General features: G+C 37.0%; 8 protein-coding genes. 6 read left to right on the top strand and 2 right to left on the bottom strand.

The annotated features are described in order from the left end of the window. Positions 1-151 precede the first annotated feature (151 nt). The 5 genes from ACKI2P_RS06230 (at position 152) to ACKI2P_RS06250 (ending at position 11,021) form a co-directional block, all read left to right on the top strand. Positions 152-751, top strand: coding sequence for a class I SAM-dependent methyltransferase (locus ACKI2P_RS06230; protein ID WP_407376017.1), 600 nt, complete (start codon positions 152-154; stop codon positions 749-751). Between the two features lies 1 nt (position 752). Further along, positions 753-3,401 (top strand): glycosyltransferase, encoded by a 2,649-nt coding sequence (locus ACKI2P_RS06235; protein ID WP_407376018.1) that lies wholly within the window; start codon positions 753-755, stop codon positions 3,399-3,401. Between the two features lie 297 nt (positions 3,402-3,698). Continuing rightward, positions 3,699-5,165, top strand: a complete 1,467-nt coding sequence (locus ACKI2P_RS06240; RefSeq protein ID WP_407376020.1) for a hypothetical protein — start codon at positions 3,699-3,701, stop codon at positions 5,163-5,165. Positions 5,166-5,393: 228 nt separating this feature from the next. Further along, complete coding sequence (locus ACKI2P_RS06245; RefSeq protein ID WP_407376022.1) at positions 5,394-7,760, top strand: hypothetical protein; 2,367 nt, start codon at positions 5,394-5,396, stop codon at positions 7,758-7,760. Between the two features lie 204 nt (positions 7,761-7,964). Then, positions 7,965-11,021 (top strand): hypothetical protein, encoded by a 3,057-nt coding sequence (locus ACKI2P_RS06250; RefSeq protein WP_407376024.1) that lies wholly within the window; start codon positions 7,965-7,967, stop codon positions 11,019-11,021. Between the two features lie 106 nt (positions 11,022-11,127). Here the strand turns inward: ACKI2P_RS06250 and ACKI2P_RS06255 are convergent, their stop codons facing one another. After that, positions 11,128-11,550 (bottom strand): hypothetical protein, encoded by a 423-nt coding sequence (locus ACKI2P_RS06255; protein ID WP_407376026.1) that lies wholly within the window; start codon positions 11,548-11,550, stop codon positions 11,128-11,130. A gap of 286 nt (positions 11,551-11,836) precedes the next feature. On the opposite strand from ACKI2P_RS06255, the gene ACKI2P_RS06260 reads away from it, so the two are divergent. Further along, entirely contained in the window at positions 11,837-13,057 is a 1,221-nt protein-coding gene (locus ACKI2P_RS06260; protein WP_407376028.1) for an aspartate kinase, read from the top strand. 266 nt (positions 13,058-13,323) lie between these two features. Here the strand turns inward: ACKI2P_RS06260 and ACKI2P_RS06265 are convergent, their stop codons facing one another. After that, on the bottom strand, positions 13,324-13,743 hold the full coding sequence (locus ACKI2P_RS06265) for a cupin domain-containing protein (RefSeq protein ID WP_407376030.1): 420 nt from the start codon (positions 13,741-13,743) through the stop codon (positions 13,324-13,326). Positions 13,744-14,048 lie beyond the last annotated feature (305 nt).

Consider the following 14,048-nt stretch of genomic DNA (forward strand, 5'->3'; position numbering starts at 1 on the left):
TCAAGATTAAATATTATGCCAAATAAAATAATTGAGGATAACAAGTACTTGAAAAAGATTAATATTGAGTTAAGTGAAGAATTAAATGAAATAAAATCCTCAAAATCATGGAAAATAAAAAATAAACTCAAATTTAAAGGACAGTGAATAAATGCATAAAAGTTCAATGCTTAAAATGGAATATTTCAAAAACAACTATTTAAATAAAAATAAGGAACTGAAAATTTTAGATGTCGGCTCATTTGATAAAACTGGAGACCACAATTACGGATTTATCTTAAATGAACCTAAATGGAATTACAAAGGTTTAGATTTAAAAGAAGGAGACAATGTGGACATCATTGTTGAAGACCCATATGATTGGCAGGAAATTGAAGAAGAATCATTTGATGTTGTCATTTCCGGCCAGGCACTTGAACACATTAAGTTTTTCTGGCTTACAATGGAGCAAATCAATAGAGCATTGAAACCTGGAGGATTATGCTGCATTATCGTTCCAAGTGAAGGACCTGTTCACAGAAATCCATATGACTGCTATAGGTTTAACGAAGACGGAGTCATAAGCCTTGCACAGTACGTCAAGTTTGAAATTCTTGAATCCGGAATTACAAGAGAACAGAATTCACACCCTTGGTATGACAGTTTCGTAATAGCCAAAAAACCGGAACGTGGAAGTAAAAATGATTTGGAAAACAGAATGGATAACATTGAACAGAAAATGGATTTAATTTTAGAAAAACTGAAAGGATAACATGTATAAAATTTCAATTATCATACCTGTTTTTAATGTTGAGGACACACTTCAAAATGCATTTGATTCAATTTTAAATCAAAGCATTGGATTTGAAAACCTGGAAGTGATTTTTGTTGATGACAAATCAACTGACAATAGTGGCAACATCATTAAAAAATTCTCCAACAAATATGATAATGTTAAAGCCATCATTCTTGATGAAAACAGCGGTTTTGCAGGTAAACCCCGAAATATAGGTATTGAAAATGCAACTGCAGACTATCTGATGTTTTTGGATTCTGATGATATGTTCCTAGAGGACGCATGTGAAATTTTATACAAAAACATTACTGAAAATGATCTGGAAATGGTTTCTGGAAATTACAACATCAACAGGGACAATGAAACTGTTAGAAACAATTGGAATATCATTAAACTTGAAAACGGTGAATTTTGTGAAGTGAAAAATGTTGAGGAAAATTTTAATTTGCTTTTAACAACACCTTCTGTCTGGTCCAAAATCTTTAAAAAAGAGTTTATTTTAAAAGAAAATATTGGATTTTTAGTAGGAGTTCCTGCACAGGATTTGGTTTTTGTATCCGAAGCACTGCTTAAAGCTGATGGAATTAAGTTTATAAATACTCCCGTTGTCGAATATATCCCTCGCCAAAGCGGTGATGAAAAATCAGTCACCTCCAAAAAAAGCAAAAGCGTTCTTGCAGGTTTTATTAAATCATACACTGCTCTCTTAAATATTGCAAAAGAATACAATAAAGATTATGCGTGGCTTGGTCCTAGAAACCTGTATTTCTGGATAAAACAATTTGTGTTAAGTGATCTTGAAATAAAAGACAAAATTGATTTATTATATATGGCCAATCCATTATTTGAAGAGTTCATCACCTCAGATAAAATCAGACCTCCTGAATTTTTAGAAGAATTTTTAGATTTGATTTCAAATAAAGATTTTTTAAATGCATCGAAAGTGTCTGAGAAACTGGATATTTTTTACGATGACAAAAGAGTTACAGATAAAATCAAAGCTAAAAAAATCTTTTTAATGTTTTTTGGATATGACATTGAAATTGGAGGACTTGCAAAGGCAACTTTCAATCGTGCAAACCTCTTAAAAAAGCACGGATATGATGTCAGCATATTAAACATTGATAAATTAAAAAATAGTAAAGTAATTACGGATTATTTCCATGAAAACAATTACTTAGACAAATCGATTGACCTGACAAACATTTACGATTATTATTCTCTGAAAAATACAGTAAATAAAAATTCAACACCAAAACAAGAAGTTTCATCAAACAATCCCAATATCAAAAATGATGAAAGCGTTGTTTATGATTACTATTCAAAAGATAATCCAGAAGAGTTAATTGAGAAAAGACACTATCTGAAAAACTATTACTGCATCCGAACATACTTTGAAAACGAAATATTTCACGAAGATTATTTTACAAATGATGATTTTAAATTTTTATCAAGACATTATGAAAAAGAAAATACAAATGTGACATTAAAAAATAGAAAACTTGACTTGGAAATTAATTTCAGGGATGTTTTTGAATTTAATGACTATTTTGTAAGTGAAATTCTTTTAGAATATGAAAATAAACCATTTTTAATAAATGAAAACTCAGGAATTGTACCAAACTTCAACAATATTGATTCCAGTTTAGCGTATAAGATTGCAAGTATCCATACAAATCCTTATTCCGGCGAACATCACTATGGAAGTCAGATTAGAGGAGATTTTACAATATTAAAACAGGTAAATAAATTGGATTATATCGTCGTTTTAACAGAAGGGCTTAAAAACGATTTAGTTAAAGAATTCAATATGAATACAATCAAAGCGATTCCAAACATCATTGATTCATCACAATACTCACAAATCAATGAAAATAAAGACCTGAACAAGATTTCAATTTTTGCACGTTTAAGCCCTGAAAAGAATATTTCAGATGCAATAAAAGCATTTGAAATTGTTTCAAAACAAAAAGAAAATGCGAGACTGGAAATATTTGGACGTGCCACAACACCATCTGAAATACTGGAAGAGGAAAAACTACATGAACTTGTAGATGAACTCAAACTCAAAGATAAAGTTATTTTTAAAGGTCACAGCGATGAAGTTAATGTGGAAATGAGCAAATCCCTTGCAACATTATTCACTTCCGATTTTGAAGGATTGGGAATGGTTGTATTGGAGTCAATGCTTAATTCAACACCCGTGATAAGTTATGATTTGCATTACGGACCTGCGGACTTCATAGATGATGGTGAAAACGGATATCTGGTTGATGAAAAAGATGTCGAAAATTTAGCGCGAAAAATGATATTTTTACTTGACAATCCAAAAAAGGCAATAGAAATGGGTAAAACTGCACGTGAAAAAATATTACATCAAATCAATGAAGAAAACCTCTTTTTAAAATGGGAAGAAGTGTTAAAAGAAGTTTTTATTAATTCACAAACATCCAAAACACATTTAGTCAACGAGGCTATTTTAAAGGAATTAGTTCACACAGAAAGGGTTAAAATAATGTTATACAGAGAAAATCACAGATTATACCGTCAAAATAAACTTTTAAAACACCAAATTAACTCTGAAAGTAAACTAAAAAAATTCTTTAAAAAAATTAAACGGAACTGAATGAGATTGAATAAAAATTTTTACAATTACATTCCCTAAAAGACAATGAAACATTAATCATAGATTTAAATTTAATGAAAAATAGCCACATCAAGTTTAACGGCAAAACCTACAAGGCAAACCCATTCCAAGAGAATAGCTAAAGTCAAAATTCCAAATCAGCACTGATAAACTCAAAGTTGGCAAGAAATTAACCTAACAGACAACATACATCAAAGACAAATTGAAATCCTTATTTTATCTTATTTTCTAAACCCATAAAAATCATTATATATTCATACCCACAAAGTATTACTCATGAACGAAAACTTGCAGAAATTGGACGTTAAATCTATTGTCGGCAAATTCAATTACAGAGACCTGATGATTTTTGTTGTACCGATACTCATCTTTTCAATGTATCTCTACATTTACAATCCGGGGATTTTAACAACAATCTCATTTAGGCAGCTTCACCAGATTGCCACAGGTCAATTCAACAACAGCGTGCCGTTCTTTTACACATTCATAGAAATGATTTTCTTAAAAATATTTGGAAGCACACTGTCAATTGCATTTTTCCAGATTCTAGTTTTTGCAGCAATTTGGACCCTAATCTGCAAGTATCATCGTGACGATACAGAAGAAAGCAGCAACAGGTTTGTTTTGGAATTTGCAGTGACCCTGATAATATGCTTGATTCCAATAAATGCAGTCTATTCAATATCCTTGTGGAGCGAAATTCTTTTTGCTTATGCACTCCTGTTTTTAAGTTTTTTAATTAAAGTGATGATTGACAGAAACGGTCAGGTTTCTAAAAAATTCATAATCATCATAGCATTGACAATAGCTGTTGCATCACAGCTGAGCCTTAACGGCCTTCCTATTGCAATAGTTACATTAATCATTATTGCAGTTTATCTTTTAAGGAAAAACAATAATAAAAAATTAGTTTTGATGCTTCCTGCAATAGCCATTGTGGCAATACTTCTAATCTCATCATTGAGTTTCATATATGGCGTTGAAGGAACTCAATCATCCGAGTTTAACCCTGCATCTTCAGCAATCGTATTTGACATTACAAGAAATGCTGATTGGAATGGACAAGTGTACTACATCAGCGGTGACGGTGCCCATCTTGAAAACGCTAAGGACAAATTCTTCACAAGCATCAACCAGACTCCAAAGGAAAGCTATGAGGATGTAACTTCACCTAATGTGGGCCATGGAAACTACAATATGGTAAGCTCATACGTAACAGCATTCAAGGACAACCACATACTTGATACTCTCTTCAACAGTCCGGCACTGTACATGTATCTTGCAATTATCCTTCTGGTTTCAATGTTTGTGATGACAAGGTCAAAAGATCTGTTTTTGATTTACGTGCCAAATCTCTTAAACATAATAGCAGTCATCATGACAAGCCCTGTCCAGGAAAACAGATTCCTTTACGGCAATCTGCTGGTCTTTTATCTGCTGGTTATAATTTTCATAAGCGTGATGTTTGCATCAGACAGGAAAGCACTTCCAATCACACTGAATGCTCAAAAAGCTAGAGAGTCAACAAAACGTGAACCTGAAGTTTCACCATATGAATATCAGGACTTTGACATAAATCAGAATCAGTACGAAGAGGTTGCTGCAGAATTGGACAATTCTCAATTAAATGAAATCAATGCATTTCTAGACAAACAGCCTAAAGAACCGGAACCTGAATACGACAATGAACTTTTGGATGAAATTTTAAAAGAAATCGAAATGGAAAAACAGGATAAGGATTAATAATCCTTATTTCAAAACTTTTTTTATTAAAGTAAAAGAGAACTTTTACAAGCTTGTACAGTTTTTTAACAAAAATATGAATTTTCATATTCATTTTTACAAAATATCTGCAATATATTCTCAATTTTTTAAAAACAACCAATTCTAGTATATTTTATATAACATGTAAAAAATAAATTATAACATACAGTTTAGGTACAATTTAGAAAAAAAACTGGAGAATTTAAAATGAAGATGAAAAAATTATTGATTGTCGGCATAATCCTTACAGTAATGCTGACACTGGGGGCGGTCAGCGCCAATGAATTAAACGAAACGCTGAGCGCAGATACACACAATGACCTTCAATCAAATGATATTGAAATCACAAACGAAGGTGAAAAGCAGGACATAGATTTAAACATTGAAGTTAATAAGGAATACGCAAACTACAGGGAGGGATACATGTACCATGACGGTACCATATACCACGAAGACGAGGATGAGGAATACGCAGTCCCTCTCGAGTTGCTGGTTGACGGAAACGAAACCGAAATAATCAGTTTCGACATGGATTACATAGTATTTGACACATCCAAACTCGATTTGGGAGAACACACATACACCCTGAACTATCTTGGAAGCAAACACTACAATCCAGCATCAGTAAACGGAACATTCTGGATATGTGAAATTGCCGTCAACGCACCTGAAAAATACACAATCAACTCTTATGGCCCGGAACCCAACAGCGTTGATTTGCTTCTGCCTTCAAACATGACAGGAGAGGTTACAGTCACTGTTGCAGGAGAATCACAAACAAAAGAAATCGAAGCGGACGAATCGCCTGGCGGCACATACGTAAGCTTCTGGCTTGGAAAATATTCCGTTCCATGCGGTGAAAGCGACATTACGGTCATGCTCAATGACGAAATCATAAGGACCTACAAGCTCATAACCGACTACATCATGTATCCGAGCCAGGAAGTCAGATACGGCAAGGACAAATTCACGGTTGACCTTCCGATAGGAATGGACGAGACACTCGTTAGCGTATCCATTGACGGTGAGGTTCAGGACATGGAATATGAAATCAGAGGTGACGGAGCATACAACGGTGCAAGATTCCTCTCATTGGACATCGCCAAGCAGTTCAGCGTTGGAAATCACACAGTCATGGTAACATTTGCAGGTGATGAGATGTTTTCCAAAAAATCATTCGAAGGAGCGATGATGGTCATTCCAGTCATTTCCGTTGAGTCCAACTCAATGAACGGCGACAACATCACACTGTACATGCCTGACGATGCTGAAGGAAACGTTGAAATCTGGCTTACATATCTTGAAGAAGAGACCCTGAAACCATACAAATACGCTACAGTGAAGGCTGCGGGAGACGTATACATCCCTCTTGAAAACCTGAGTGTCGGATCATATGCATTTGATTACAAATATACCGGAAGTGACGGCTATAAAATCTACTCCAATGACCAGTTCTTCACAATAAACCCTACCTTGATTTATCCTAAGGAATTTGCAGTGGGGGATGATGTGGAAATTTCAATCGACTACGGAAATTACAGCGGAATTTTAGTGGTCAGCGATTCAGATTACCTGTTCATTGGAAATGCAACCCTCATCAACGGAAAGGCAAGCGTTTCACTTAAAAACGCAGTGCTCAGAGAAGGCGAACAGGAACTGATAGTGAATCTTGAAGGCACATACATCAACGATGACGGAGATGAAATCACATACTACTACAACTACTACCTTAAAGTCAATGTGGCGAAACCTGCAATTGCACTTCCTCCAAGCAAAATCATGCTCGGAGATAATGCGAAAGTTTCAATTGACCTTCCAGGATTTAAAGGTCAGCTAATTGTGCGTGAAAGAGTCAAGGAAGGTGAAGGAAAAGCAGCAGACCTTGAAAACGGCAAAGCGGACGTTGAAGTCATTAAACTGACCGAAGGAAAACGCAGCTACTATGCACACCTCATGCTTGAAAAGACCAATTATGACGGTGAGATAATCTACGAAGAGTACTCATGGGACTTTGACATTGATGTAGTAAATCCGATTACCGCAAAGGATGCGGCAGTCCTCTATTCTGCAAGCTCAACATACAAGGCTCAGATTAAAGACATCACCGGCAAACCTGTAACATCCGGAAAAGCAACCTTCTACATCATGGACGGTAAAAAACAAATCCTTAAAAAGACTGTAAACATCAAGAAAGGAGTTGCAACACTTACATTCAAGATAACCTCAGCGCCTAAAGTCTACACCATAAAGACAGTTTACAACAAGGCTTCCGTCAGTAAAAAACTTACTGTCAAATCAATAGTGGCCCTTAAGGCAGTTACCGTCAAGAAGTCCGCCAAAAAGCTTGTTTTACAGGCAACACTTAAAAAGGTCAACGGAAAATACCTGAAATCTAAAGCCGTAACCTTCAAGTTCAACGGCAAAACCTACAAGGCAAAAACCAACTCCAAAGGAATAGCTAAAGTCACAATAAAATCAAGCGTCCTTAAAAAACTCAAAGTGGGCAAAAAGATAACCTATCAGGCAACATACCTGAAGGACACAGTCCAAAAGACCGCAAAAGTCAAAAGATAGGGAAATTAATTTTTCCCACTTTTTCTTTTTTTACCGTTTTGTATAGTATTCATCCAATATCATCATAAAATATTGTTATTTTTTAAAAAAATCTTTAAAATCTTCACCTTTTTTCAAAATAAGGCCGATTCCATACACTTTATATAGAATGTAAAAAATATATTATATCATACAATTTATGTATAATTTGAATGGAGATTAAGAATGAAGATTTCAAAAATTGCGCTGGTCAGCATCATAATGCTGGCCATTTTTACATTGGGAGCAGTCAGCGCAGCCGAAGACGCCAACCTGACTGCAGGCCAGGAAGAGTTTGAAACGACAGATGAAACTCCCCTTGGCGAAGAGGAATACATAACAGTTGAAATAGGACCTGCAGATGAAATCCAGTACGGAAAATACAACCGTCTGTATGTAACAGTTGCTGAGGACGTTACAGGATATGTAAAGTACTATGTCGATGAAGATGAGGACTATCAGGAACCTGATTACATAAGTTATGACGAGCCGCTGAACACCGGATTTGACGCCAACGAATTCGGCCAGCACACACTGCACGTCAAGTATTTTAATGGGAACAGACCGGACAAAAGCTTCGAATTCCCATTTACAGTCAATGACTATTACATGAGCGTATTTCCGATGGATGAATATGAGGACTTAAACTATGCCCGTGACAACTGGTTTGTCTTTTCAATACCATATGCCGCTCAGGGAACTGCAGTCATACTTGTTAACGGCCACGAATACAAATTCAAATATAATGAGGATTTCGGATGGGGAGATACAGATTTCACAATCAAAAAGGAGCACCTCATCTACGGTGAAAACACCATAAAGGCAATATTCACACCTTATGACAAGACCGGGGAATTCAAGGCAAAGACAATAGAGAAAAAATACAACTTCACAAGCCGCATCGAAGTGCCGTATTCAATGGAGTACAACACCGAAAGAAACATAACCCTTTCACTTCCAAGTGACGCCGAAGGAACACTGACAGCAATAATCGGTGATAAAACATACACAAAAGAGATCAAAAACGGGAAAGCCGCAATTGCAATTCCTAAACTGAATGTCGGATACCATACATTTTCTGCCAAGTTCGAGGGAAACTATAACATCAGCAGTCTCGAAAACGAATACATGTACGTTGTTCCAAATGTGATTGCACCGCACTACATGTGGGTGAAAGGCGAGCAGAAAATCACCATTGAAATGTCAGATGACATTAAAGGCACAATCATCGCATCAATTGACGATGCGGAAATCGCATCAGCCGAAATCAAAAACGGAACTGCCGTCATTGAACTAAACCTTCCTGCAAGCTACTACAGCATTTCACTGTACTGCACAGGAGATTCATACTGCCCGCTTAACGACGTGCAAATTGAGATTCTCGAAGACAGTCCCGACTGGAAAATGAAAATAAGCGACAATGACATACTGAAAACATATGCATACCTTGCAATTGAAAACAGCCCAGAATACATATCATATGAAGACGGAGCGTTTGAACTTACAATAGACGGCAAAAAGGTCGAATGCCAATGCATAGGCGGCAACGTCTACTTTGACGCTTCGAAAATGAGCTCCGGTCCGCACGATTACACCCTCGCCTTCAATGGTGACGGATACTTCCTGCCAACATCCGAAAGCGGAACATTGAACATTGCAGACATTGTTGTCATAGCGCCTGAAACCTATGTCTACCGTCTTGGTGTTGCAGAAAACGAATATATTGACGTGTACACACCAAACGATACAACAGGCACACTGACCCTTAAGGTCAACTCAAAGAAAGCAGCTTCAAAAGATGTAATTCCGGATGACGAGTACGGACATGAATCCTTCTGGCTTGAAGACCTTGATTTGAAATTCAACGCCGTAAACAAGTTTGAAGTCATATTCAAAAGCGCGAAATACGGAACACTTACAAAAAGCGTCGACATTTATGTGACATATGTGCTGATGCCTCAAGCAGAGGTAAGATATGGAGGAAGCAAACTCTACATCGCCGCACCGACTGAACTGGACATATCCAAAATGTCAGTTAAAATCGAAGGCGTGGACTATGAAGTGAAAAAAGAGGGTGACGATGAGGTCTATGTAATTACACCAAAAGACCTTCCGATGGGCTACCACAATGCAACAATAACCTACAAAGGAGACGGAAAATACCCTGCAAATACCAACACCGACAAATTCAAAGTATACGCATCAATCGTCATTGAAGACAATGCCGTTTCACTGATACTTCCGGATGACGCAAAAGGAAACCTCACAGTTACAGTCAATGATAATGAATATGCAAACCTGAAGGCAAACGGAAAGGTTGTAGTTGATTTGAACCAGCTTCCATGGGGAAGATATTTCGTTGAAACCGAATACACAGGCGACGACTATGAGGTATATGAGGAATCAAAATCCGTTTTTGTCAATCCTGAATTCAAGGTCCCTCAAAAAATGATTGCCGGTGATGACGAGTCAGTGTCAATCGACGTACCTGGCGCAGAAGGCCATCTTGAAATTTACGGACACAACATAGAACTTGTCTCCAAGGATCTTGTTGACGGAAAGGCTAGCATTTCACTTGCAGGATTAACTGCCGGAAAACACACCCTCACCGTCGGATTCTCACACGAATATTATAATGAAGATGGAGAATATTGGGATGCGGACTACTACAGCGAGGACTTTGAAATCGAGGTGATAAACCCTATCCCCGCAAAAGATGCAAGCGTGCTTTATTCAGCTTCCGCAACATACACTGCTCAAATCAAGGACGTAAACGGAAACGCAGTTACCTCAGGTTCAGTTACATTTTTCGTTCTTGACGGCAAAAAACAGATTCTTAAAAAGACCGTCAGCATAAAAAACGGAGCCGCAAAACTGACCTACAAAATAAACTCCGCCCCTAAAGTATACAAAATTAAAACCGTATACAACAAGGCGACAGTCACTAAAAAGCTTACTGTAAAATCAATCGTGACCCTTAAGGCAGTTACCGTCAAAAAGTCCGCCAAAAAGTTAACCCTACAGGCAACACTCAAGAAAGTCAACGGAAAATATCTCAAAAAGAAAACAGTGACATTCAAGTTCAACGGCAAAACCTACAAGGCAAAAACCAACTCCAAAGGAATAGCAAAAGCCACAATAAAATCAAGCGTCCTTAAAAAGCTCAAAGTGGGCAAAAAGATAACCTATCAGGCAACATACCTGAAAGACACCGTCAAAAAAACAGTTAAAGTTAAAAAATAGAGTTAAACACTCTATTTTTCTTATTTTTTCTCAACCATCCTAAAATCCGATGAATGAGGATTTTCTGCAAAACTAAAAAAAAAATGTTTTGTGTAATAATTTACTATTAAATGTAGAATACACTGCCATAGGTATCCCAATCGATACCATCCCATTTATACATCAGTTTCATGGAATATGCCTTGTTGGTTTCAAGTTCCTTGACAAAACTTCCGCTGTTCATGCCGGAATCGATATCCACTTCACCAACCCATTTGTAGCTTTCACCGCCAGGTCTGCTTATAACCTCATGAATGACCGCCCTGGTTGCGGATATGTCTTTGCCGTGAGTGTCAAATGCATAATCAAATTCCACCGGAACTGTTCCGGAACCGTCGTCAGAACCTATGACTGTAGGATTTACTGTGAAATCCACATCCCCATAGGTCAATATGTCCGCATTTTCACTTGCATAGATGCAGGATGTGCAAACGCAAGCCAGCAATGCTATTGCAAGTAAGCTGATTATTGAAACATGTGATTTTTTCATATGTCATCTCCTCTTTGTTTAATACAGGAAAAGCAGGTTCGAATGAATTTTTAAATTCGGAATCTGATTTCCTTAAACGTTAATTTAATTATGAATATTGATTTATATAAATATTTTCGAATGTAGGTGCTTACTTACGTACTTTAAGTGATGGAAAAGAGCCAATAACATTTATTTAAGAAAATAGAGTGAAATATGGAAATTCAACTTTACTGCTTTTAAGCCCACACCGCAATACAAAAACATTAATTAAATCCAAAACAAATATTTAATTTAAGGTGAATTTATGGATTTGATAGTAGTAAAGTTTGACGGAAACGCCCTTTCAGACGGTTCAAGAATTAGAAAAGCAGCCGAGTCAATAGTAAAAGAGTACAATAAAGGAAGACAAATAGTCGTGGTAGCCTCAGCAATCAGAAACACAACCGATGAGCTTTTAGACCTTTCAAATGAAGCTGCAGGCACTTTCCTTACAGACGCCCAAAAGGCAGAAATCATGGCCATGGGAGAGAGAACAAGCGCAAGGCTTATCAAATCCACAATCGAAGCGCTTGGACTTAAATCAGAAGTTATCGACCCCTACAGCGATTTATGGCCGATTATAACCAATACAAACTTCACACATGCAAAAATCAACCTTGAATCCACACAGCCTAAAATAAACACCCTCAAAATCCTTCTGAATCAGGGAATAATTCCCGTAATCTGCGGATTTCTGGGCAAAGGCCCTTCAGGAGAGGTCACCACTCTCGGACGTGGAGGAAGTGACATCACCGCATTTCTAATTGGAAACACCCTTAACGCATCAGAGGTAATCATCGTAAGTGACGTTGACGGCGTTATGTCATCAGATCCGACCAAAATCGAAAAGGTTCAGCTGTTAAAGGAAATTTCAGTAGAGGAGCTCAAGACAATCTCAACCCAGGCAAGCCAGATTGTCAATCCCCACGCTTTGAAATTCAAAAACAAGGACCTGAAGGCCAAGGTCATCAACATCGAATACGGCGATCTTGAAGCTGAGGGAACAGCAATCATCGGCCCGTTCAGGGATGAAACCTTAAAGACAGTGTCACTGTACAAGGATCCCCTTTCAATCATTGCAATTGTCGGAGACTCACTTGTGGAAACACCGGGACTTCTCGGAATCCTTACCGAGTATCTGGCAGAGAATAACCTCAACATCTACAAGCTTACAGTGGGAGACAATTCAGTTACAATATTCATCGACAAAAAAGAGGCCAAAAGGGCATATGAGGTACTTCACAGATTTGTCCTTCAAAGCGACACATTCAATTCAATTTCACTTGGAAAGGATACCGCCATGATTACCATCGTAAGTCTGGACGTTATCGAAAAGCCGGGAATCATTGCGTCAATAACCGAGCAGCTGAGAAAGAACAACATTCAAATCCTTGAAATCAACTCATCACAGACCGCAATCGTTCTGATTGTCGAGTGGGATGAGGGCGAAACCGCAACAAAACTGATTAATGAAATTCTGGAATAACATCAAATTCCCTCTTTTTTTCATTTTGAAGAAATTAAAAGGGACTTTTTGTCCTTTTATCTATTTTTTTAAATTAGACAAGCAAAACCCATAAAAAAATACTTTCATTAAATATCTGATATATACTTCCAATGAAAAGAAAAATAAAAAATGAAAGTATAATTAGAATAAATAATTTTACAAATAAATAAAATAAAATTTTTTAGTGAAGTGCAGTTTTAATCAACCATATATGTAAAATAAAACACACTTTTTTCCTAGAAAAATCACAGCGCATTGTAATGATCATCATCGACCGGCTCGAGCCATTCGTTTGATGTTTCCTCACCTTCAACTTCAACTGCAATGTGGATGAACCATGAATCCTTCCGGGCACCGTGCCAATGCTTTACGCCAGGCCTTATTTCAACAACCATACCCGGCTCAAGGCCTACTGCATCGCAACCCTCTTCCTGATACCATCCTTTTCCGGCAATGCAGATTAGAATCTGACCCCCACCGGATTTTGCATGGTGGATGTGCCAGTTGTTTCGACATCCAGACTCAAAGGTAACATTAGCCAAAAATAATATGTTATCATTCAAATCTACCAGCGGATTCAGGTATGACTGGCCAGTGAAGAACTCCGCATAGGCATCGTTAGGCTGGCCCATCTTAAAAATGTTTTTCTCATCAAAATCAGACATAAAAATTACCTCAATTGTTGTGATTTGCAACAATCACTTTTCTATAAAAAAATTCGAAGCTACGGCAGTGCAACTTCGAATCGGATTTTTCACGACTTGTTAATCAGTCACTTTATAAATATTGAATTCATGACATATAAATTAATTGGTCATGTGAAAATTACCCGAATTATAATTTGCTTTTCAATTCTTCTAATCTGCTTAAAGGCAATTCAGTGATATTGGAAATCTCATCTAAAGAATATTTTTCATCAGATAACATTTTACGAGCAATTTCAACTTTGGAATCATTCATTCCCTGCTCA

The sequence above is a fragment of the Methanobrevibacter sp. genome (genome assembly GCF_045541095.1).
Taxonomy (GTDB): domain Archaea; phylum Methanobacteriota; class Methanobacteria; order Methanobacteriales; family Methanobacteriaceae; genus Methanocatella.